Raw genomic sequence first — 20,764 nt, forward strand, 5'->3', positions numbered from 1 at the left:
GGTCGTCGGGTCCGCCTTCACAGCTTCCGGCGGCTCTCTCGGCCCTCCGAGGCCCGGGTTACTCGTCTCCCTCGACGTGTTGGCGCAGATCATACACGCGTTACAGAGCGGGTGAGTATGGGGCTACTCATGCGCGAGGACCGGTCCGCGCCCAGCATGGGGAGCACCGATCCCTGAGGAGCACGACATGCGCAAGGTCCTGGTCGTCTTCACCGTGATCCAGCTCGCCCTCGTGGTGCTGCAGTTCTACCTGGCCACCTACGGCGCGTTCGAGACGCCCGAGCCGGCCGACCCGGAGACCGCGGCGATCGGCTGGCACGTCATGAACGGCTTCATGGTCATCCCCGCCGTCTCGCTCGTCGCCACGATCGTCGCGGCCGTCGCCCGCGCGCCCGGCAGGCTGATCGGCCTGTGCGTGGCGCCGATCGTGCTGGTCGCGATCCAGATGTTCGTGCTGTTCCCGCTGGCGGAGCTGGCTGGGGCGACGATGGAGAGGACCACCCCCGGCAGCCTGTACGTGCTGGGCTTCCACGCCATCGTCGGCGTGCTGATGCTGGGCGCGGCGATCTCCGCGTGGCGGGGCGCGCAGGCGCACGCCAGGAACGCGGCGGGCTACCAGGCGACCGAAACGGTGTGAGCGCGGCCGCGCTGATCGCGCTCGACCGGATCCTGGTCATTCTGGTCGCCGTTTCGTGGGGCTTCGCGGGAGGCCACCTGCTGCTCTCCCGCGCAGCCGTCAGGGAAGGCCGCGGCGCGGCCCGCCGCGCGGCCTGGTGGTCGGCGGCGCTGGTGGCCCTCGCCCTGCTCGCGACGGCGGGCAGGCTCGCCACGACCGTGGCGCTCGCCGGGCACGGCTGGTGGTTCGCCGCGGAGAAGGCGCTGCTGGCACTGCCGCTGCTGCTGCCGCCCGCGCTGGCCGCCGCCGTGCTCTCGCTGCCGCGACTGCTGCGCGGCCACTTCGGCCCGCTCACTCTGATCTTCCCGCTCACCTCGGCCTACGCGGCGGCGGCAGGGGTGGTCGTCGCGCTGGGGATGGGCTATCCGCTCTCGCCTTACCTGTCGGTGGTCCTGGCGCTGGCCGTGCTCGGCGGGGCGCCGGCCACCTGGTCGATGCTCACCCGCACAGGACCTCCAGGGCGCGCCTGGCGCGTGGCGGGAGCCGTGGTGGCGCTGTCCGCGCTGGCCTGGAGCGGGCTGTCGATGTGGAACGCCCGCCTTCCCTCGTCGCTGCGGCTGGCCTCGGCCGGCTCCGTGGACGTCACCGCGCTGCGCGGGCCCGCCGACGCCACCCGCGTGCGCCGCTTCACCCTGACCGCCAGGCCCGCCGTGATCAGGCTCGCCTCCGGGCGTGGCGTCGAGGCGCTGACCTTCGACGGCCGCTCCCCCGGCCCGCCCCTGCGTGTACGGCAGGGCGAGACGGTCGAGGTGCGCCTGCGCAGCCTGCTTCCCGACAGGGGTGTCACGCTGCACTGGCACGGCTACCACGTGCCCAACGGCGAGGACGGTGTGCCAGGCCTCACCCAGAACGCGGTGCGCGAGGGAGGCGAGTTCGTCTACCGCTTCCGCGCCGACCAGCCCGGCAGCTACTGGTACCACACGCACGAGACGCCCAACAGGGCCCTGCAGGCGGGGCTTTTCGGCATGTTCACCGTGGACCCCGTGACCCCCGAGGGGTTCGACGAGCCCGTCGCGCTGCACACCTTCGGCGGCGCCCTCACGGTGGCGCTCGCGGACGCGCCTCCCGCCGACGGCCTGGCCACCAGGACCCTCTCCCCCGGCACGCCGGTGCGTCTGCGGGTGGCCAACACCGACAACGCCCCGCACACGCTGGGCGTCAGCGGCGTGCCGTACCGGATCGCGGCGGTGGACGGCCTGCCCGTGACCGGCCGTACGCTGCGGGACGAGCGCGCCCAGCTGGCCGCGGGCGGCCGCTACGACCTGGTCTTCACCATGCCGTCGCGCCCCGTGCTGATGTCGGCGGGCGCGGCGGGACTGCTCCTGACCCCGGGTGTGGGCGCCGCCCCCGCGCCCTCCGCGGGTCCGCTGATCGACATCACCCGGTACGGCTCGGGAGGCACCGAGGCGCCCCGGCGCTTCGACCGCTCCTACACCTGGGTGCTGGACCGGCTGATCGCGCTGCGCGGCGGCGTCCCCAGGCTGTCGCACACCGTCAACGGGCAGGTCTGGCCCAGGGTGGCGCCCGCCCTGGTGAAGCAGGGTGAGTGGATCCGCTTCACCGTGGTGAACCGCGGCGGCGAGCCGCACCCGATGCACCCGCACGGCCACCACGTGCTGGTGCTCTCACGCGACGGGGTGAAGGCCGCGCCGATCTGGATGGACAGCTTCGACGTCGGCCCCGGCGAGGTGTGGGAGGTGGCGCTCAGAGCCGGCAACCCCGGCGTGTGGCTGGCGCACTGCCACGAGCTCACCCACGCCGCCGAGGGGATGACGCTGCACCTCGCCTATGACGGCGTGCGCAGCCCCTTCGCCCTCGACGGCCACAACCACCCGGAGTGAGGGCTACTTCTTCGGCGCCTGTCCGCCCTTCCGCTTCTCGCGGATCTTCATCGTGACCTCGATCGGCGAGCCCGCGAACCCGAACTCCTCGCGGATCCTGCGCTCGATGAAGCGCCGGTAGGTGTCCTCCAGCCAGCCCGAGGTGAACAGCACGAACTTCGGCGGCTCGGTCGAGGCCTGGGTGGCGAAGAGGATCTTCGGCTGCTTGCCGCCGCGCACGGGGGGCGGCGTCTGCTGCACCAGCTCGGTGAGGAAGGCGTTGAGCCTGGCCGTCGGCACCCGGGTGGACCAGGAGTCGAGGGCCTTCTCGATCGCCGGCACCAGACGGTCCATGTGGCGGCCCGTCTTGGCGGAGATGTTGACGCGCAGCGCCCACGGGGTGCGGACGAGCTGCCTGTCGATCTCCCTCTCCAGGTAGTAGCGCCGGTCCTCGTCGACCAGGTCCCACTTGTTGAAGGCAACGACCATCGCCCTGCCCGACTCGATGACCAGGCCGATGATGCGCAGGTCCTGTTCGGTGAGCGGCTCGCTGGCGTCGATCAGCACGATCGCCACCTCCGCCTTCTCCAGCGCGGCGCGGGTGCGCATCGCGGCGTAGAAGTCGGCGCCCTGCAGCTCGCGGTCGCGCCTGCGGATGCCCGCGGTGTCGACGAAGCGCCAGGTGGTGCCGCCCAGGTCGATCAGCTCGTCGACCGGGTCGCGGGTGGTGCCCGCCATGGGGTCGACCAGCACCCGCTCCTCGCCCGCCAGCTTGTTCAGCAGGGAGGACTTGCCGACGTTGGGCTTGCCGAGCAGCGCCACCCTGTGCGGGCCCTTCGCCTCGCCGAAGGTCTGCTTGGGCGTCTCGGGCAGCGCCTCGAGGACCACGTCGAGCAGGTCGCCGGAGGAGCGGCCGTGCAGCGCGGAGACCGGGTAGGGCTCGCCGAGGCCGAGCGACCACAGCGACGTCGCCTCGAGCTCCATCTGCTGGTTGTCGACCTTGTTGGCGGCCAGGATGACCGGCTTGCCCGAGGAGCGCAGCACGCCGCCGACGATCTCGTCGGCGTCGGTGGCGCCCACGACGGCGTCGACCACGAACAGGATCACGTCGGCCAGCTCGACCGCGATCTGGGCCTGCTCGGCGATGCGCAGGTTCATGCCCGTCGCGTCGGGGTCCCAGCCGCCGGTGTCGACGACGGTGAAGCGCCGCCCGCGCCAGGTCGCGTCGTAGGTGACGCGGTCGCGGGTCACGCCCGGCACGTCCTCGACGACCGCCTCGCGACGGCCGATGATGCGGTTGACCAGCGTCGACTTGCCGACGTTCGGCCGCCCCACGACGGCGAGCACGGGCAGGGCTACCGCCTCGTGCTCCTCCTCGTCAGTGGAGATCTCCATGTCGGCGAGCTCGGCCTCGATCCAGCCGGCGTCGTCGTACTCCCCCGTAGTCACTGTTCTCTTCGTTCCTTTGAGTACCGCACCTGATCGTCAGGCGCGCTCGTGTATATGGTCGCGACCGCTTCGGCGCTCGTTGGCATCGGTTCGAGCCTCGCTCTCTCCCGCCGAGCTCCTTCGCTCCGTGATCAACCTCAATACCTCCGCGATGACCTCTTCCAGGTTCAGCGCGGTGGTGTCGAGCTCGACGGCGCCATCCGCCATCGAGAGAGGGTCGGTCTTGCGTGTGGAGTCAAGGGTGTCACGCCTGGCCATCGCGGCCTGCTGCGCCTCGACCGTGGTGCCGTTCGGCTCCGCGGTGCCGTTCAGCTCCGCCGTACGGCGAGTGGCCCTGGCCTCGGCGCTCGCGGTCAGGTAGACCTTGAGCGTCGCGCCGGGGGCGACCACGGTGCCGATGTCGCGGCCTTCGACCACGATGTCGCCCGAGCCGATGATCTCACGCTGCAGCGCCACGAGCCTGGCCCGCACCTCGGGCACGGCGGCCACCAGCGAGACCGCGGCGGTCACCTCCTGGCTCCTGATCGGGGCCGCCACGTCGACGCCGTCGACGTGGATGGTGGGCGCGTCGGGGTCGGTGCCCGAGTCGAGCGCGGGCTCGCCCGCGCGTGAGGCGATCGCCGCCTGGTCGGACAGGTCGACGCCCCGCTGGAGCATCCACCAGGTGATCGCGCGGTACATCGCCCCTGTGTCCAGGTAGCGCAGACCGAGCGCACGGGCCACTCCGCGCGACGCGCTCGACTTACCCGACCCCGAAGGACCGTCCATGGCGACGACCAGACCGCTCACGGCCTTCTCCCTTTTCACGTTTTCCCAACCTCAAGAGGCTACCGCCTTGTGACCACGGGATTGGACGCCCGGCCCGGCCTGCCCTCGGCCGGACGTCCGGTCTCCTGCATGAGCCGGTCGGGAAGCTCCGAGGGCGTCTCTCACTGTCCCTCGGTGTCGGGGATCCAGCTGCCGTGGAAGCCGAGCGGCACCCGCGCGGGCAGGTGGACGGTGGCGACGGGATCGCCCCTGAAGTCCTGGGCGGACAGGATCACCAGGTCGGTCGCTCCCCTGCGCGGGTCGTTGACGAAGGCCATCACGTAGCCGTCGTCCTCGGCCGCGCTGCCCTCCGAGGGGACGAACACCGGCTCGCCCACCGCCGAACCCCTGCCGAACGTCCGGGTCTCCTGGGCTCCGCGCGGCAGGTCGTGCTTGATGAGCGCGTTGCCGAACGCCTCGTCGGGCAGGTCCTCGATGCCGGTGTCGCCGGGGTAGGCGACGTCGACGTAGTCGTGGGAGGCGGCGGCGTAGCCGTAGCGATGGGGCAGCGAGGTGAGCCGCTCGTCGGCCCTCGGGAACTCCTGCGCCCTGTCGTCGAGCCTGGTCTCGCTGACATTGCCCGAGACGGTGTCGAGGGTGAACCTGTCGAGCGTCGGCTGGCCGCCCAGGTCGAGCCGGGCGTCGACGAACCGCTTGGGATAGCGCACGGCGTCGATCACCACCTGGTCGCCGTCGTCGTAGGCGTTGAGCGTGTGGAAGATCCAGCACGGCTCCACCTCCAGCCAGCGCACCTGCCCGCCGTCCCTGGGCAGCAGCCCGATGCGCGCGGGGTGCTCGTCGTTCCAGCTGTACGGCAGCGCCGCCCCCTTGGCCGCGTGGTCCATGCTGAAGGTGACGGGCAGATCGTAGATCACCACGTAGCGCTGGGTCAGCGCGAAGTCGTGCACCATGGGGGCGTCGGCGATCGGGATGTCGGTGGTCCTGCTGACCCTGCCCTGCGGGTCGAGCACGACGTGCTGGTGGTGGTCCCAGCCGAAGTAGTAGGCGACGGCGTGCAGCTCGCCGGTGCGCGGGTCGAGCTTGGTGTGGGCGGCGTACCCCCCGGGCAGCGTGCCGCCGAAGTCGCACGGGCCCACCGTGTCGAGCTCGTAGGTCAGCTCGTACGGCCTGGCCCCCGCCTCCACGGTGGCGAACGTCCGGCCCGCGTGGCCGATGACGTGCGTGTTGGGGGCGAAGTCGAAGTCGGCGTGGACGGCACCCTTCCTCGGCTCCTCGCCCAGCCTGCGGGCCGTCGCGGCGTTGCGGACCCACCTGTTGCGGTACCACTCGGCTCTGCCGTCGCGCAGCCGTACGCCGTGGACCATGCCCTCGCCGAGGAACAGGTGGGCGGCGTTCGGGTCGTCGAGGTCGAAGGGGTTGGGGCCGTTGCGCAGGTAGCGGCCGTTGAGCTCGGCGGGGATCCGCCCTGTGACGGGCAGGTCGAAGGCGGTGATCTCCTCGGTGACCGGGGCGAAGCCGTCGCGGTAGGGCGTGGTCATGGGGGTGTCCTCTCCTCGGAGGTCTGGAAGGCTCGGATGAGGGAGCGGCAGAGCAGCTTGTGGCGCTGCTCGGCCTGCTCCCCTGTGAGATGGCCCGACAGTTCGAGGCTGGTGGCGCCGTGCGAGGCCATCCACAGCAGGTCGGCGATCTCCTCGGCGGTGCCTCCGCGCAGCCGTCCCGCTTCGAGACAGGCGGCGACGTGGGCGGTGAGGATGTCGAAGGTCCTGCGCGAGCACTCCAAGGCCTCGCTGCTCGGTGCGAAGCCCTGCAGGGCGCCCTCGAACATCACGCGGTAGTAGTCGGGTTCGGCCAGCGCGTAGGCGCGGTAGGCGGTGCCGCACTCCATCAGCCTGACCAGAGGGTCGGGGTCGTCGCTCGCGGCCAGGAGCATGCGTTCGAACCTGGCGAAACCCTCGAGCCAGAGCGCCTGCACCAGGCCGTCCTTGCCGCCGAACAGGGTGTAGATCACCTTGGTCGAGCAGCCGACGGCGGCCGAGATACCCCGAACCGTCAGCGCGCTCGCCCCCTCGGTGACGAGCAGGTGGGTGGCCGCGTCGAGGATGGCGGCCCGCACGGCCCCCTGTCCCGCCTCTTGCGCCCGCTGGTAAGCCGTCATCGAGGTAACACCGTTTCTATGTGGTAACGCCGTTACCGCCTGTCTACGCCGTTCTCGCGCCCAGGTCAAGGGGTAAGGACCGCGAATGGAAGAAGCGAGGACGACGATCGTGGTCGCCACCAGGAACAGGCGCGAGACGCTGGAGCGGACGCTGCCTCTGCACGCCGGGCCCGTCATCCTCGTCGACAACGGCTCCACCGACGGCACCCCCGATCTCGTGCGCGGCCGCTTCCCGCACGTGCGGGTCGTCGAGGCGGGCCGCAATCTGGGCGCCCCCGCACGCAACGTCGGGGTGAAGCTGGCGCGCACGCCGTACGTGGCCTTCGCCGACGACGACTCCTGGTGGGCGAAGGGCGCGCTCGACAGGGCCGCCGACGTGATGGACGCCCATCCCCGCCTCGCCGTACTGGCGGGAAAGGTACTGGTCGGTCCGGAGGAGCGCACCGACCCCGTCAGCACCCTGATGGCCCGCTCGCCGCTGCCAGGCTCGGCGGGACCCGGCGTCCTGGGCTTCCTGGCCTGCGGCGCGGTGGTGCGCAGGACGGCGTTCCTCGAAGCGGGCGGCTTCGACGACGTGATCTTCTTCTTCGGCGAGGAGGAACGCCTGGCCGTGGACCTGGCCGCGCGCGGCTGGGAGCTGGCCTACGTCGAGGAGGTCGTCGCTCACCACCACCCCTCCCCCGCCCGCGACCCCCGCGCCAGGCTGGCCCTGGCCGCGCGCAACGCGGTGCTCACCGCGGTGCTGCGCCGTCCGTGGCCGGTGGTCACGCGCACGGTCCTGCGGACCGCCAGAAGCGGAAGTCCAGGACGGCAGGGGCTGCGCGACGCCGTCCCGCGGCTGCCGCGGGCCCTCGCGCGCCGCCGCACGCTGCCCCGAGCCGTCGAGAACGCCCGTGAGCTGCTGGAACGCACGTCATAGGTGTTTGGCCGCCGCGCGATTCTGGGTAGGCGAGAGGCCATGAGCAACTCACCGAATCCGATCGAACTGCAGAAGCACCTGTCCGGCGTGGACTACCCCGCCAGCAGGGACGACCTGGTCAAGACGGCCAAGGAACAGGGGGCCGACCAGGAGATGATCAAAGCGTTGCAGTCCATTCCCGACCGCGAGTACGACGGACCCAACGCGGTCACCCAGGCGGTCAGCCAGAGCTGAGCTTGAGCGCGGCGGCGGGGATGAGCCCCCGCTTGAGCAGCTTGAAGGAGTGGATCGGGCTGCCGCTGACCATCTCCTTGTACATGATGGCCCAGCGGCCCCTGAGCCAGCCCTTCCTGGGGGTGTCGTCGGCCCTGACGAACTGGATGACCGCGTCCTTGCGGCCCAGGCTCACGGGCTGGTGGAAGTAGCCGAACCTGAACGGCTTGGGCGTCCTGCCGCGCACCTCGTCGGCGAGCGCGCCGCCCGCGTGCAGCCCGGTCGGGATGCCGCCCTGGCAGGTGCCGTGCATCACCCCGAAGGGCTGGCTCACCGCGGCGGCGTCGCCGACCGAGTAGACGTCGGGGTGGGAGACCGAGCGCAGCGCGGCGTCCACGACGATCCTGTCGCGGGCGTCGACGGTGAAGCCGGCCTCGCGGGCCAGCGCGAGGCCGCGGGTCCCCGCCGTCCAGAGAGTCGCGACCGAGTCGATCCGCTCGCCGCCTTCCAGCTCGACGGCGTCGGGCAGCACCTTCACCACCTGGGTGTCCTGGCGGACCTCGACGCCGAGGCGGCGCATGGCGCGCTCGGCGTGGGCGCGGGCCTTCGGCCCCATCATCGAGCAGGGACGCCCCCTGCTGAGCAGCACCACGCGCAGCCGCGGGTACGCCTCGGCCAGCTCGGTCGCCGACTCGACGCCGGTCAGCCCGCCTCCTGCGACCACGACCGTGCCCTGCCGCGTGGAGCGCAGGCGCTCGGCCAGCGCCACGGTGCCCGCGTGGTCGTCGTAGCGGAAGGCGTGCTCGCCGACGCCCGGTACCGACACGCCGGTGACGGTGCCCAGCGCGTAGACGAGCTTGTCGTAGGCGAGCACGCGCCCGCCGCCGAGCCGTACCTCATGGGCCTGAGGATCGATGCCCTCGACCCAGCCCTGGACGAAGGCGACGCCTGACCCGGCGAGCACGTCCTCGATGGAGTGGTCGGCGAGCCGCTGGCCCGCCGCCGTCTGGTGCAGCCGCAGCCGCTCGGTGAACCTCGGCGAGGCGCTGACCAGCGTCACCCTGCCGCCGTGGCGGCGCGACTTCCGCGCCGCCCTGATCGCCGCCGCCATGCCGGTGTAGCCGGCCCCTAGAACCACGATTCTCGTCATGCCATCCAGACGTATCGAGCGACGCCCGTTGTGACATCGCCCTTAAGGCAGTTGCCATCCGCGGTCGCGCAGGGCCTGCTCGAGCACGGCCACGGCGTCGGGCTGCACCGACAGCTCCGCCAGGCCGAGCGGCAGGCCGGGGGCGTGTTCGAGGCGCACGTCCTCGACGTTGACCCCCACCTCGTCGCAGATCTGGAAGAGCCGTGCCAGCTGGCCCGGACGGTCGCCGATGACGACCTGCACGACGGCGTAGGCCGCGGCAGGCCCCCCGTGCTTGCCCGGAATCCTGCCGTGCCCCGCGACACCGCGCTTGAGCAGCTCGGTGACCTCGGGGCCCGCGCTCTCGTCGCCCTGCGCCAGCGCGCGCAGCGCGGCGGCGGCCTCGGACAGGTCGCGCGAGACGGCTTCCAGCACCTCGGCCACGGGAGCGGCGTTGCCCGACAGGATGCCGAGCCAGAGGCCGGGGTCGCCGCCCGCGATCCTCGTCACGTCGCGCACGCCCTGCCCGGCCAGGCCCAGCGCCACGTCGGAGGCGTCGGCCAGGCGCGCGGCCACCGCGGAGGCGGCCACGTGCGGGGCGTGGGAGACGACGGCGACGGCCCTGTCGTGGTCTTCGGCGGCCACCTCGACCGCGTTGGCGCCACACAGCTCGATCAGCCGCAGCACCGCCTCCCTGGCATCGGCGGAGGCCTCGTCCGTCGGGCACAGCGCCCACGGCCTGCCGAGGAACAGATCGCCCCTGGCGGCGCCCGGGCCCGCCTTCTCCCTGCCCGCCATGGGGTGGGAGGCGACGTAGGTGCTCAGGTCGCAGCCGAGCGCGGCGGCCGCGGCGATCGGCCTGGCCTTGACGCTGGCCACGTCGGTGTAGAAGCGGGCAGCGCCGAGCTGCTGCAGACCGCGCAGCTCGCTGGCCACGTGGTCGGGGGGAACCGCGACGACCGCGAGGTCGACGGGGTCGCCAAGGCTCCACTCCTGGCCCGCGCCCATCTCCCTGGCCAGCCGTACGGCGCCCAGATCGCGGTCGGCCAGCAGCACGGTCACGCCGCGCTGGCGCAGCGCCAGCCCGATCGACGTGCCGACCAGGCCGGTGCCGAGAACGAGAACGGTGTCGAGCTTCACCGGATCGGTGGTCACTGCGCGATGTCCTGGCGTAGCACGGTCGCGCCGCGCAGGTAGACGTGCTGGATCTCCACGCGCGGACGGTCGGTCTCCACGTGCGCCATCAGCCGCACCACACGGGGCAGCGCGCCCGGCACGCCGATCTCGGTGCAGCAGATCAACGGCACCTCGTGGAAGCCGAGCTTGCGCGCGGCGAGGGCGGGGAACTCCGCCGTCAGGTCGGGCGTCGCGGTGAACAGCACGCTGATCACATCGTCGGTGGTCAGCTGGTTGCGCTCCATGACCGCCGCCACCAGCTCGGTGGTCCCACTGATGATGGCGTCGCGGTCGTTGGCCTCGACCTGGATCGCCCCGCGGATCGCCCGCACCATGTCACATCCCCTTCATATGGTTCGGAGCCCGCGCACGGTGTGCGCGGGCTCCTCCGTCCGGCCAGATTACAGCTTGACCGCCGCGTAGAGGTCGCCGACCTCCTTGAGGCTCAACGCCCTGATCGTTCCCGGCTTAGTACGGCCGAGCTTGACCGGACCGAACTCGATCCTGGCCAGGTCGATCACGCGGTGACCCGCCTCTTCCAGCATGCGCCTGACGATGTGGTTGCGGCCCTCGTGCAGCACGATCTCCACCAGCGCCTGCTGCCCGTGCTCCTGCACGATCTCGAAGTGGTCGGCCTTGGCCAGGCCGTCCTCGAGCTCGATGCCCTTCCTGAGCCTGCGGGCCAGGTCACGCGGGATCGGGCCGGGCACCTTCGCCCAGTACTTCTTCTGCACGCCGTAACTCGGGTGCGTCAGCCTGTTGGCCAGCTCGCCGTCGTTGGTGAGCAGCAGCAGACCCTCGGTCTCGGTGTCGAGCCTGCCCACGTGGAACAGGCGGGGCGCCAGCTCCTGCGTGAAGTCGGCCAGGCACGGACGACCCTGCGGGTCCTCCATCGTCGAGACGACGCCGATGGGCTTGTTCAGCGCGTAGTAGACCAGGTCGGGAGCGGTCGGGATGCGCTTGCCGTCCACGTGGATGACCTGCGCCGCAGGGTCGACCTTGGCGCCGAACCTCCTGACGACCTGGCCGTTCACGGTGACGCGACCGTCGCCGATCATCTCCTCGCACGCGCGCCTGCTGGCCACGCCCGCCTGGGCGAGCACCTTCTGCAGCCGCACGCCGCCGGGCACCTCGGTGGTGTCGCGCTCGTCGGTGTAGCCGTCGGGGAAGAAGTCACGGTCGCGCATGGGCTGGCGGGAGGTCTTGAAGACGTCCTTCTTGCCCTTCGCGCCGCTGCCGATCGTCTGCACCCTGCCGGTACGGCCGGCGGGCTCGCTCCGCTTGGGCGCGGGACGGCCGATCGTCTGCGGCTCCTCGCGCCTGCCGTAGCGGGCCCTGGAACCGTCGTCGCGCCTGCCGCCCCTGTCGGCCTTCAGCCCGCTCCTGTCGTCACGCCGCGCCTGACCGCCGCGGTCGTCACGGGAACCCTGACCACCACGGTCGTCACGGTAGGCGGGAGCGCCGCGGTCGTCGCGCTGCGGCTGACCGCCGCGGTAGCCGCCACGGTCGTCGCGTCCGCTCTGGGCGCCTCGGAAGCCTCCACGGTCGTCGCGGAAGCCTCCACGGTCGTCGCCGGAGGTCGCGCGGTCGTCGCGGAAGCCGCGGCTGTCGCCGTAACCGCCGCGGTCCTGGCGCGCGCCACCGAAGTCGCGCCGCTCCCTGAACCCGCCACGGTCGCCGCCGCGCTCGCCGGCTCCACGGCCGCCGCCCGGGCGGTCACTCGCGCCACGGTAGCCGCCGCGCTCGTCACCACTCCTGCCGTAGCCGCCGCGCTCACCCTGGCCGCCACGGAAACCGCCCTGGCCGCCACGCTCACCCTGGCCACCACGGTAGCCGCCCTGGCTCCCGCGCTCACCCTGGCCGCCACGGTAGCCGCCCTGGCTCCCGCGCTCACCCTGGCCGCCGCGGTAGCCGCCCTGCCCTGATCCACGGTCGTCGCGGAAGCCGCCGCCCTGGCCGGCTCCGCGCTGGAAACCACCCTGGCCGCCGCGGTCCTCGCGGAAGCCGCCGCCCGCGCCACCGCGCTCGGCTCCACCGCGGAAGCCGCCGCTCTGGCCATCGCGGTCACCGCGGAAGCCGCCGCCCTGGCCGCCACGGTCGTCACGACCGGGGCCCGCGGGCTTGCCGTACCTGGCGCGCGAGCCGCTGCGGTCGGCGCGCAGGGAGTCACGGCCGGGGCCGAAGTCGCCCCTGCTGTCGTCGCGGCGGGCGCCACCACGGAAGTCGTCCCGGCGAGCACCGCCGCCGGACCCCTCCCTGCGCGCGCCGCCGCTGAAGCCGTCACGGCGGGAAGACCCGCCGAAGTCGTCACGGCGGGGGGCCCCGCCGGTGTCGTCACGGCGGGGTGCGCCGCCGAAGTCGTCGCGACGGGGTCCGCCGCGGTCGTCGTCGCGACGGGAGTCGCGCCTGTCATCGGAGCGGAAGGCGGGACGCCCGCTCGCGCCGCCCCTGGGGTTTCCACCCCGTGAGCCGCCGGTGCGTCCACGACCGCGTCCATCACCGGACGGGGTGCTGCGCCTGTTGATCACTTCGTTGTCTCCTCAAGGTTTTCCACGTCGTCGGGCAGGAAGGGCGCGAGCTCAGGTAGCTCGTCGATGCTCTTCAGGCCCAACCGCTCCAAGAAGTAGGAGCTTGTCCGGTAGAGCACTGCCTGGCTCTCCGGGTCGGAGCCGGCCTCTTCGACCAGCCCCCTGGCGACCAGCGTCCGCATGACGCCGTCGCTGTTGACGCCGCGCACGGCGGCGACTCTGGCGCGGCTCACCGGTTGCCGGTAGGCCACGACCGCGAGGGTCTCCAGCGCGGCCTGGGTCAGCCGTGCCTGCTGGCCGTCGCGGACGAACCGCTCGACCAGCGGGGCGCAGTCGGCGCGCGTGTAGAACCGCCAGCCGCCTGCCACCTCTCTCAGATCGAAACCCCGTCCGGCGTCGGAGTATTCCGCCGCGAGCGCGCGGAGCGCCGTCTCGATCTCGTGTGTGGGATGTTCGAGCACCTGGGCCAGCGTGATGGCGGCCACGGGTTCGTCCACGACGATCAGGATCGCCTCCAGCGCCGCCCGCAGCTCAGGCCCTCGCTCGGGCCGCACCCCGTCATCGGAGGGCTCCTGGGTGTCGTCGCCGAACCCTATGCTCTCCTCTGGACGGCCGGCGGAAGCGCCTCTCCCGTCCCAGGAGAAATCCCCCAGGACGGCAGCCCCCTCCCCCTGGCCGTCGCCGGAGCGAGGGCGACCCGCCGAGGGAGCCTCGAAGGCGGCAGACCCCCGCCCGTCGGAAGCCGCCACCGCACGACCCGCCCCACCCGCGAAGTCCACCTTCTCCCGAGCCGAGGCCCCGGAAGACGAGGCCCCAGAAGACGAGGCCCCAGAAGACGACGTCTCGGGAACCGACGCCTCGGGAACCGACGTCCCAGAAGCCTGGGTCTCGAAAGCCTGGGTCTCGAAAGCCTGGGTCTCGAAAGCCGGAACTTCCGAGGCGCGGTCAGTGTCGGTGGGCGCCGGCTGGGGGGTCGTGGGGCCGTCGAAGGGCGCGGTCTCGAAGGTCTCGGATTCCAGTTCCTGGGCAGCCTCGGAGGCCGCGGTCCCGGGGGTGAGGTCCTCCTGCGGCCGGTCGTCCGCCGAAGGTGAGCGGTCGGCGCCCTCTGAAGGGGTATGGTCGCCGTCCGTCGAGGGTGAGCGGTCGCCGTTCTTCGAGGGTGGGGGCTGCGCGCCGAAGATGGCCGAGCCTGGCAGGCGGGCCCAGGCGGGCACGTCGTCTCCCGCGCCACCCCCGTCCCCCGCCAGATGCTCCGACGGCGACGGGTCCCTGGGAGCCGGGAACTCACTCATCTGCAGCCTTCTCCGCGCTCTCTTCGTAGTCGTCGCCCACCGACACGTCTCCGTCGTCGGCACCGGTCCAGGTCACGTGCAGATCGCCCAGCGGTTCGACCTGCTCGAAGGTGACGGCCGACTCCCTGAACAGCTCGAGTACGGCCAGAAAGCGGGCGATCACCTCGAAGGTGCCCTCGCAGTCGGCGACCAGAGTCCTGAAGGTGGCTGTTCGCATGCGCCGCAACCGCTGGACAAGGATAGCGGCTTGCTCCCTGACGCTGGCCAGAGGTTGGTAGATGTGCCCGACGCTGACGGTCGGCGGCAGCTTGGGGGTGAACGCCTTGGCCGCGATGCGCGCCAGCTGGTCGGGGCCGATGCCGAGGACCAGCTCGGGCAGCAGGTTGGCGAACTGCGCCTCCATGGGCACCGACCTGGGGAACCTCAGAGCCTCCTCCGCCATCAGCCCGGAGAAGACCTTGGCGACCTCCTTGTAGGCCCGGTACTGCAGCAGCCTGGCGAACAGCAGGTCACGCGCCTCCAGCAGCGCGAGGTCCTCTTCGTCCTCGACCTCGCCCGTGGGCAGCAGCCTGGCCGCCTTCAGGTCGAGCAGCGTGGCTGCGACGAGCAGGAAGTGGCTGGTCTGGTCGAGGTCCCATTCGGGCCCACGCGACTTGATGTAGGCGATGAACTCGTCGGTGACCTGGGAGAGGGAGACCTCGGTGATGTCGAGCTTGTGCTTGGAGATCAGGCCGAGCAGCAGGTCGAAAGGTCCCTCGAAGACGTCCAGATGAACCTGGAAGCCCTGCTGCTCGGTGGAAGTCACCTGGCCATTGTGGCAGGCTGCGGCCAGCGCGAGAGCACCTCGCGGGCCAGCTCCCTGTAGGCGTTCGCGCCGAGGGAGGAGGGGTCGAAGGTGGTGATGGGCTCGCCCGCGACGGTCGCGTCGGGGAAGCGCACCGTCCTGTTGATGACCGTGTGGAACACCTTGTCGCCGAAGGCCTCCACGACGCGGGCCAGCACCTCGCGGCCGTGCAGGGTGCGGGCGTCGTACATGGTGGCCAGCAGGCCCTCGATCTCGAGCTCGTCGTTGAGCCGCTCCTGCACCTTGGTGATGGTGTCCATGAGGAGCGCGACGCCGCGCAGCGCGAAGAACTCGCACTCCAGCGGCACCATGACGCCGTGGGCGCAGGTGAGCGCGTTGATCGTGAGCAGGCCCAGTGAGGGCTGGCAGTCGATCAGGCACACGTCGTAGTAGGGCAGCAGCGGCTTGAGCACCCGCCCGAGCACCTGCTCGCGGGCCACCTCGGTGACGAGCTGGACCTCGGCCGCGGACAGGTCGATGTTGCTCGGCAGCAGGTCGAGGCCCTCGACGCCGGTCTCCAGCAGGACGTCCTCGGCGGTGACGCTGCGGTCCATCAGCAGGTTGTAGACCGTCAGGTCGAGCTGGAGCGGGTTGATGCCCAGGCCCACCGACAGCGCGCCCTGCGGGTCGAAGTCGACGAGCAGGACCTTCAGCCCGCACTCGACGAGCGCGGCGCCCAGGTTGATGGTGGTGGTCGTCTTGCCGACGCCGCCCTTCTGGTTGACCATGGCGACCACCCTGGCCGGGCCGTGCGTCTCGCGCGGCAGCGGCTCAGGGAACACCGGGCGCGGTCGCCTGGTGGGGCCCAGATTCACGCCCGTGGCGGGCGTGTTGGTCTTCGTGTCACCCCAGGGATTCTCGGGGGTCCCCGGAGTCGAACCGTTGGCGGTCACAGTCACCAGCTCGAACCTCCCTGACGGTCCCGAACCGGACCGTCCGGACGGACACTATGGCGTCAGCACTTAGGCGGCAAGACGGCACGCCGCGTGACGCAAAGACTATAGATCACTGTCGAGCGCGAGGGTGCGCCGCGGCGTAGACCTCGCGGAGCTTGTCAACCGTCACCAAGGTGTAGACCTGGGTGGTCGTCACCGAGGCGTGGCCGAGGAGTTCCTGGACCACCCTAACGTCCGCACCGCCGTCAAGGAGGTGAGTTGCGAACGAATGCCGCAAGACGTGCGGAGAGATCCCTTCGAGCCCCGCCCTCTCGGCGGCGGCCTGGAGCACCTCCCACGCCCCCTGCCGGGTGAGGCGGCCGCCTCGGGCGTTGAGGAAGACGGCGGGGGTGCCGCGGCCGTGTGCCAGCAGGGACGGCCTGGCCCGCACGAGGTAGGCGTCGAGCGCCTGCCTGGCGAAGCGGCCGACGGGCACGACCCGGGTGCGCCCTCCCTTGCCGCGCAGCCGTACCTGCTCCTGTTCGAGGTCGTCGAGGGCCAGGCCGACGGCTTCTGAGATGCGCGCGCCCGTGCCGTACAGCAGCTCGAGCAGGGCCCTGTTGCGGAGGGTCAGCGGCGCGCCGTCGGGACCGGAGGCGGCGATGAGCCGCTCGACCTCGGCGACGCCGATGGCCTTCGGGAGGCGGCGCAGTTGGCGCGGAGGGCGGACCTCGTGGGCGGGGTCGTGGGCGGCGACGCCCTCGCGCAGGGCGAACCTGTGCAACCCCCTGACCGCCGAGACCGCACGGGCCGCCGAGCTGGCGACCAGGGCGGGGTGGTCGCCGTCGCCCTCGCGCAGCACGGTGAGGAAGGCGAGGACGTCGGCCTCGCCCACCTCACCGAAGGTGACCCTGCCGCGCGTCCTCAGATGCTCGACGTAGCGGCGCAGGTCTCTGCGGTAGGAGGCCAGCGTGTTGGCAGCCAGGCCTCGCTCCACCGCCAGATGGGCGAGGTAGCTGGAGAGCACTGCCTCCACGAAGAGTCCTCCTGTCACGCCTCCGGGGCGTCGGCGGGCCGCAACAGGGCGAATCCCTCGACCGAAGCCGCATACGCGGCGAGGATACCGGCCACGGTCGGGGAATTGTGGATCATTCCCATGAGCGCCCTCTCCACGGCGTCGGCCAGGGGCACCCACTCCACCGGCATGTCGAACTCCTCGTGGCGCCGGTCGAAGTCGATCTCGACCTTCGACAGGTCACGGGCCAGGAAGACGCGGATGCGCTCGTCCGACATGCCAGGGGAGGTGTAGAGGTCGACGAGGGTGTGCCAGGTGCCGGCCTGGTAGCCCGCCTCCTCGGCCAGCTCGCGGGCGGCGGTGGCGGCCAGCGGCTCGCCCTCGACGTCGCGGATCCCGGCGGGAAGCTCCCACAGCAGGTGCCGCGTCGGGTGGCGGTACTGCCTGATCAGCAGCACGCGGGCGTCCTCGTCGAGCGCGAGGACCGCTACGGAGCCGGGGTGGACGACGTAGTCGCGGTCGGCGACCTCGTCGCGCGGCATGCGCACGGTGTCGGTGCGCACGCCGATCACGTACCCCTTGAAGTGCTCCCTGGACTCGACGACCGGCCACTCTTCCGGCAGGTCCTCGATCCTCACTTCTTGGCCGCCTTGGGCGAGCGACCGTCGGCGTAGACCAGCGAGGCGCCGATGAGGCCCTTGAACAGCGGGTGCGAGCGGGTCGGGCGGGAGCGGAACTCGGGGTGGGCCTGGGTGCCGATGAAGAACGGATGCGTCTCGGCGGGCAGCTCGGTGTACTCCACCAGGCGGCCGTCGGGCGACAGGCCCGAGAAGACCAGACCGACCTTCTCCAGCTGCTCGCGGTAGGCGTTGTTGACCTCGTACCTGTGGCGGTGGCGCTCGTCGGCCTTGGCCTTGCCGCCGTAGAGCTGGCGGGCCAGCGTGCCCTCGCCGAGCTTGGCGGTGTAGAGGCCGAGGCGCATGGTGCCGCCCATGTCGCGCTCGCCGGAGACGACGTCCTCCTGGTCGGCCATGGTCGAGATCACCGGGTGCTTGCTGTCGGGGTCGAACTCCGCGCTGTTGGCGTCGGCGATGCCCGCCAGGTTGCGGGCGGCCTCGATGACCATGCCCTGCATGCCGAGGCAGATGCCGAGCAGCGGGATCTTGTTCTCGCGGGCGTGGCGGATCGCGCCGATCTTGCCCTCGATGCCGCGCACGCCGAACCCGCCGGGGATCAGCACGCCGTCGACGCCGTCGAGCTCGCGGGCCGCGCCATCCTCGCTCTCGCAGTCGTCGGACTTGACCCAGCGGATGTTGACGCGGGCGTCGTTGGCGAAGCCGCCCGCGCGCAGCGCCTCGGTGACGCTGAGGTAGGCGTCGGGCAGGTCGATGTACTTGCCGACCAGCGCGACCGTGACCTCCTTGGCCGGACGGTGGACCCTGCGCAGGAGCTGCTCCCACTCCTTCCAGTCGACGTCGCGGAAGGGCAGGCCGAGGCGGCGGACGACGTAGGCGTCGAGGCCCTCGGTGTGGAGCACCTTGGGGATGTCGTAGATGGAGGCCGCGTCGACGGCGCTGACCACGGCGTCCTCGTCGACGTCGCACATCAGGCTGATCTTGCGCTTGATCGAGGTGTGGACAGGACGGTCGGAGCGCAGCACGATCGCGTCGGGCTGGATGCCGATGCTGCGCAGGGCGGCCACGCTGTGCTGGGTCGGCTTGGTCTTCAGCTCACCGCTCGGCCCGATGTACGGCAGCAGCGACACGTGCAGGAAGAAGACGTTGTCGCGGCCGACCTCGTGCCTGATCTGGCGCACCGACTCGAGGAAGGGCAGCGACTCGATGTCGCCGACCGTGCCGCCCACCTCGGTGATGACCACGTCCACGTCGGGACCGGCCATGCCGCGGATGCGCTCCTTGATCTCGTTGGTGATGTGCGGGATCACCTGGACGGTGTCGCCGAGGTACTCCCCGCGCCGCTCCTTGGCGATGACGTTGGAGTAGACCTGGCCCGTCGTGACGTTGGCCGAGCCGTGCAGGTCGGTGTCGAGGAAGCGCTCGTAGTGGCCGACGTCTAGGTCGGTCTCGGAGCCGTCGTCTGTGACGAAGACCTCACCGTGCTGGAACGGGTTCATCGTTCCGGGGTCGACGTTGAGGTAGGGGTCGAGCTTCTGCATGGTGACCCGCAGACCGCGGGCCTTCAGCAGGCGACCCAGGCTGGACGCCGTGAGCCCCTTGCCGAGACTGGAGGCGACACCGCCGGTGACGAACAGATGCTTGGTTTGCGATGCGCTGCGCAAGAAGTCTCCCGTGGCTCGAGGTGTGGCGTTGACGTCCACGGGCTCTCAGGATATCAAACAACGCCCTCGACATGCCCGAACGGCAGGACCACAGAGTAACTTTGGGCCTTATGTCACTAGTACGGCGGGCGGTCGGCGCCCTGGTTCACCGCCTTTACGACGCGGTCAGGAGAGCGGGCGCGCTCACCCCTGCCAGTCAGGCCGGCTACCGCTTCCGCCACATGGGCGAGGGCGTCAGCATCGCCTTCCCCGTCGGCGCGATCTTCGGAGAGCGCTGGATCGAGATCGGCGGGCACACCCTGATCGGCGAGCGCGTCTCGCTGTCGTGCGGCATGGGACCAGGCGTCGACCTGGGCCCGAACTCCATTCTGCGCATCGGGGGAAGCTGTTCGATCGGCAGGGGCAGCCACATCGTCGCCCACCAGTCGATCGACATCGGCGACGACGTCTTCACCGGCCCCTACGTGTACATCACCGACCAGAACCACGTCTACGACGACCCTGACATGCCGATAGGCAGGCAGTGGCCGCGCAACAATCCGGTCTCGATCGGCGACGGGTCCTGGCTGGGCGCCGGGGCGATCATCCTGCCCGGCACCAGGATCGGCAGGCAGTGCGTGGTGGCGGGCGGCGCGGTGGTGCGCGGCGAGTTCCCCGACCACAGCGTGATCGCGGGGGTGCCGGCCAAGGTGGTCCGCAGCTACTCCGCCGACCTGGGCTGGCACGCGCCGGGCGTCACCCCCTTCGACCGTCAGGCCACCGGCTGAGGGCACTGGGGGCCTGAGGTACGCGTATCACCAGCAGTCTGGACAAATGCTGTAAATCACCCGGCCATGGATCGGCATCGGAACGCCTCACACCCCCGGCTGAGGGAACCCCTCCGGTATGGCCGACGTCGATCTCCTGCTGCGGCTGGTCACCGCGGCCGTGCTGGGCGCGGTGATCGGCATGGAGCGGCAGTGGCGGGCTCGGATGGCGGGCCTGCGCACCAACCTGCTCGTCGCCGTGGGATCCGCGCTGTTCGTGCTGCTGAGCGCCTACGGCTTCGTCGGCGACCCCGGCACCGCCGATCCGACCAGGGTGGCCGCGCAGATCGTCTCGGGCATCGGCTTCCTCGGCGCGGGCGTGATCCTGCGCGAGGGCTTCAACATCAGGGGGCTCAACACCGCCGCCACCCTGTGGTGCGCCGCCGCCGTGGGATCCCTGGCCGGAGCGGGCATGTACTTCCTGTCCGTCGCCGGCACCCTCCTGATCGTCGGCGCGAACACCGCGATGCGGCCCCTCGGCCGCTTCCTCGACCGGCGAAGGGCCCGGCGGCGCACCCGCTACCGCTTCGAGGTCAGGTGCTGGGACGACGACCAGGCCCATGTCAGGAAGCTGATCGTCAATGCCCTCACCCGTCCCGAACTGCGTCTGCGCAGCCTCCACAGCCATGACTCCGACCTGCGCGGACAGGTCGAGGTGCACGCACTCGTCGACAGCCTGCGCCGTGACGAGAACCTGTTCGAGGGCGCCACCAGCCGGCTGAGCCTCGAACCCGCGATCACCTCGGTGTCATGGACCGTCGAGCAGGACGATGACGAGGACGACTCCTAGGGGTTAGCGT

General features: G+C 71.3%; 20 protein-coding genes. 6 read left to right on the forward strand and 14 right to left on the reverse strand.

The features are described from left to right. Positions 1-187: 187 nt before the first annotated feature. Complete coding sequence (locus ABFX50_RS14690) at positions 188-637, forward strand: DUF6220 domain-containing protein (protein WP_346146737.1); 450 nt, start codon at positions 188-190, stop codon at positions 635-637. Continuing rightward, positions 634-2,517: a multicopper oxidase family protein gene (locus tag ABFX50_RS14695; RefSeq protein ID WP_346146739.1), complete on the forward strand. Its 1,884-nt coding sequence runs from the start codon at positions 634-636 to the stop codon at positions 2,515-2,517. The genes ABFX50_RS14690 and ABFX50_RS14695 overlap by 4 nt, the downstream gene beginning before the upstream one ends. Positions 2,518-2,520: 3 nt before the next feature. Here ABFX50_RS14695 and der read toward each other — a convergent pair whose 3' ends face one another. The 4 genes from der to ABFX50_RS14715 all read right to left on the reverse strand — a co-directional run bounded on the left by der (position 2,521) and on the right by ABFX50_RS14715 (position 6,868). After that, on the reverse strand, positions 2,521-3,945 hold the full coding sequence (gene der / locus ABFX50_RS14700) for a ribosome biogenesis GTPase Der (protein ID WP_183659277.1): 1,425 nt from the start codon (positions 3,943-3,945) through the stop codon (positions 2,521-2,523). Between the two features lie 36 nt (positions 3,946-3,981). Further along, the gene (gene cmk, locus ABFX50_RS14705) at positions 3,982-4,734 is read right to left on the reverse strand and encodes a (d)CMP kinase (RefSeq protein ID WP_379505799.1); all 753 of its coding nucleotides are present in this window, start codon (positions 4,732-4,734) and stop codon (positions 3,982-3,984) included. Between the two features lie 140 nt (positions 4,735-4,874). Further along, complete coding sequence (locus ABFX50_RS14710; RefSeq protein WP_346146742.1) at positions 4,875-6,251, reverse strand: carotenoid oxygenase family protein; 1,377 nt, start codon at positions 6,249-6,251, stop codon at positions 4,875-4,877. Then, complete coding sequence (locus ABFX50_RS14715; protein WP_346146744.1) at positions 6,248-6,868, reverse strand: TetR/AcrR family transcriptional regulator; 621 nt, start codon at positions 6,866-6,868, stop codon at positions 6,248-6,250. The genes ABFX50_RS14710 and ABFX50_RS14715 overlap by 4 nt, the downstream gene beginning before the upstream one ends. Positions 6,869-6,953: 85 nt before the next feature. On the opposite strand from ABFX50_RS14715, the gene ABFX50_RS14720 reads away from it, so the two are divergent. Both ABFX50_RS14720 and ABFX50_RS14725 read left to right on the forward strand, forming a co-directional pair. Next, positions 6,954-7,787 carry a glycosyltransferase family 2 protein gene (locus ABFX50_RS14720; protein ID WP_346146746.1) on the forward strand — a complete coding sequence of 278 codons (834 nt, stop codon included), beginning with the start codon at positions 6,954-6,956 and terminating at the stop codon, positions 7,785-7,787. Positions 7,788-7,826: 39 nt separating this feature from the next. Next, positions 7,827-8,021, forward strand: a complete 195-nt coding sequence (locus ABFX50_RS14725; RefSeq protein WP_183659269.1) for a DUF2795 domain-containing protein — start codon at positions 7,827-7,829, stop codon at positions 8,019-8,021. Here the strand turns inward: ABFX50_RS14725 and ABFX50_RS14730 are convergent. The 10 genes from ABFX50_RS14730 to pyrG all read right to left on the reverse strand — a co-directional run bounded on the left by ABFX50_RS14730 (position 8,008) and on the right by pyrG (position 19,158). Next, the gene (locus tag ABFX50_RS14730) at positions 8,008-9,150 is read right to left on the reverse strand and encodes an NAD(P)/FAD-dependent oxidoreductase (protein WP_346146748.1); all 1,143 of its coding nucleotides are present in this window, start codon (positions 9,148-9,150) and stop codon (positions 8,008-8,010) included. The two genes, ABFX50_RS14725 and ABFX50_RS14730, sit on opposite strands and share 14 nt — an antisense overlap. Before the next feature lie 42 nt (positions 9,151-9,192). Beyond that, positions 9,193-10,284: a prephenate dehydrogenase gene (locus tag ABFX50_RS14735; protein WP_346146750.1), complete on the reverse strand. Its 1,092-nt coding sequence runs from the start codon at positions 10,282-10,284 to the stop codon at positions 9,193-9,195. Continuing rightward, the gene (aroH, locus tag ABFX50_RS14740; protein ID WP_346146752.1) at positions 10,281-10,640 is read right to left on the reverse strand and encodes a chorismate mutase; all 360 of its coding nucleotides are present in this window, start codon (positions 10,638-10,640) and stop codon (positions 10,281-10,283) included. The genes ABFX50_RS14735 and aroH overlap by 4 nt, the downstream gene beginning before the upstream one ends. Positions 10,641-10,706: 66 nt before the next feature. Further along, positions 10,707-12,833 (reverse strand): pseudouridine synthase, encoded by a 2,127-nt coding sequence (locus tag ABFX50_RS14745; RefSeq protein WP_346146754.1) that lies wholly within the window; start codon positions 12,831-12,833, stop codon positions 10,707-10,709. Beyond that, the gene (gene scpB, locus ABFX50_RS14750) at positions 12,830-13,387 is read right to left on the reverse strand and encodes an SMC-Scp complex subunit ScpB (RefSeq protein WP_346147074.1); all 558 of its coding nucleotides are present in this window, start codon (positions 13,385-13,387) and stop codon (positions 12,830-12,832) included. The genes ABFX50_RS14745 and scpB overlap by 4 nt, the downstream gene beginning before the upstream one ends. A 730-nt stretch (positions 13,388-14,117) precedes the next feature. Then, positions 14,118-14,930: a segregation and condensation protein A gene (locus ABFX50_RS14755; protein ID WP_346146756.1), complete on the reverse strand. Its 813-nt coding sequence runs from the start codon at positions 14,928-14,930 to the stop codon at positions 14,118-14,120. Then, the gene (locus ABFX50_RS14760) at positions 14,927-15,868 is read right to left on the reverse strand and encodes a ParA family protein (protein ID WP_183659261.1); all 942 of its coding nucleotides are present in this window, start codon (positions 15,866-15,868) and stop codon (positions 14,927-14,929) included. The genes ABFX50_RS14755 and ABFX50_RS14760 overlap by 4 nt, the downstream gene beginning before the upstream one ends. Positions 15,869-15,974: 106 nt before the next feature. Continuing rightward, positions 15,975-16,880 (reverse strand): site-specific tyrosine recombinase XerD, encoded by a 906-nt coding sequence (locus ABFX50_RS14765; RefSeq protein WP_183659259.1) that lies wholly within the window; start codon positions 16,878-16,880, stop codon positions 15,975-15,977. A gap of 14 nt (positions 16,881-16,894) precedes the next feature. Further along, positions 16,895-17,497 carry an NUDIX domain-containing protein gene (locus tag ABFX50_RS14770; protein WP_346146759.1) on the reverse strand — a complete coding sequence of 201 codons (603 nt, stop codon included), beginning with the start codon at positions 17,495-17,497 and terminating at the stop codon, positions 16,895-16,897. Next, a complete protein-coding gene (pyrG, locus tag ABFX50_RS14775) occupies positions 17,494-19,158 on the reverse strand; it encodes a CTP synthase (RefSeq protein ID WP_346146761.1) in 1,665 nt (554 codons plus the stop codon). The genes ABFX50_RS14770 and pyrG overlap by 4 nt, the downstream gene beginning before the upstream one ends. 110 nt (positions 19,159-19,268) lie before the next feature. On the opposite strand from pyrG, the gene ABFX50_RS14780 reads away from it, so the two are divergent. Next, positions 19,269-19,925 (forward strand): acyltransferase, encoded by a 657-nt coding sequence (locus ABFX50_RS14780; protein WP_346146763.1) that lies wholly within the window; start codon positions 19,269-19,271, stop codon positions 19,923-19,925. A gap of 118 nt (positions 19,926-20,043) precedes the next feature. Beyond that, positions 20,044-20,754 carry an MgtC/SapB family protein gene (locus tag ABFX50_RS14785; protein WP_346146765.1) on the forward strand — a complete coding sequence of 237 codons (711 nt, stop codon included), beginning with the start codon at positions 20,044-20,046 and terminating at the stop codon, positions 20,752-20,754. Positions 20,755-20,764 lie beyond the last annotated feature (10 nt).

It is taken from the genome of Nonomuraea recticatena (assembly GCF_039533245.1).
In the GTDB taxonomy this organism is placed as follows: Bacteria; Actinomycetota; Actinomycetes; order Streptosporangiales; family Streptosporangiaceae; genus Nonomuraea; species Nonomuraea roseola.

What these genes read in the sequence shown, in the direction of transcription:
- ABFX50_RS14690 (WP_346146737.1), top strand. Translation starts at nt 188, where the DNA reads ATGCGCAAGGTCCTGGTCGTCTTCACCGTGATCCAGCTCGCCCTCGTG.
- ABFX50_RS14710 (WP_346146742.1), bottom strand. Translation starts at nt 6,251, where the DNA reads ATGACCACGCCCTACCGCGACGGCTTCGCCCCGGTCACCGAGGAGATC.
- ABFX50_RS14715 (WP_346146744.1), bottom strand. Translation starts at nt 6,868, where the DNA reads ATGACGGCTTACCAGCGGGCGCAAGAGGCGGGACAGGGGGCCGTGCGG.
- ABFX50_RS14720 (WP_346146746.1), top strand. Translation starts at nt 6,954, where the DNA reads ATGGAAGAAGCGAGGACGACGATCGTGGTCGCCACCAGGAACAGGCGC.
- ABFX50_RS14725 (WP_183659269.1), top strand. Translation starts at nt 7,827, where the DNA reads ATGAGCAACTCACCGAATCCGATCGAACTGCAGAAGCACCTGTCCGGC.
- ABFX50_RS14730 (WP_346146748.1), bottom strand. Translation starts at nt 9,150, where the DNA reads ATGACGAGAATCGTGGTTCTAGGGGCCGGCTACACCGGCATGGCGGCG.
- aroH (WP_346146752.1), bottom strand. Translation starts at nt 10,640, where the DNA reads ATGGTGCGGGCGATCCGCGGGGCGATCCAGGTCGAGGCCAACGACCGC.
- ABFX50_RS14780 (WP_346146763.1), top strand. Translation starts at nt 19,269, where the DNA reads ATGTCACTAGTACGGCGGGCGGTCGGCGCCCTGGTTCACCGCCTTTAC.
- ABFX50_RS14785 (WP_346146765.1), top strand. Translation starts at nt 20,044, where the DNA reads ATGGCCGACGTCGATCTCCTGCTGCGGCTGGTCACCGCGGCCGTGCTG.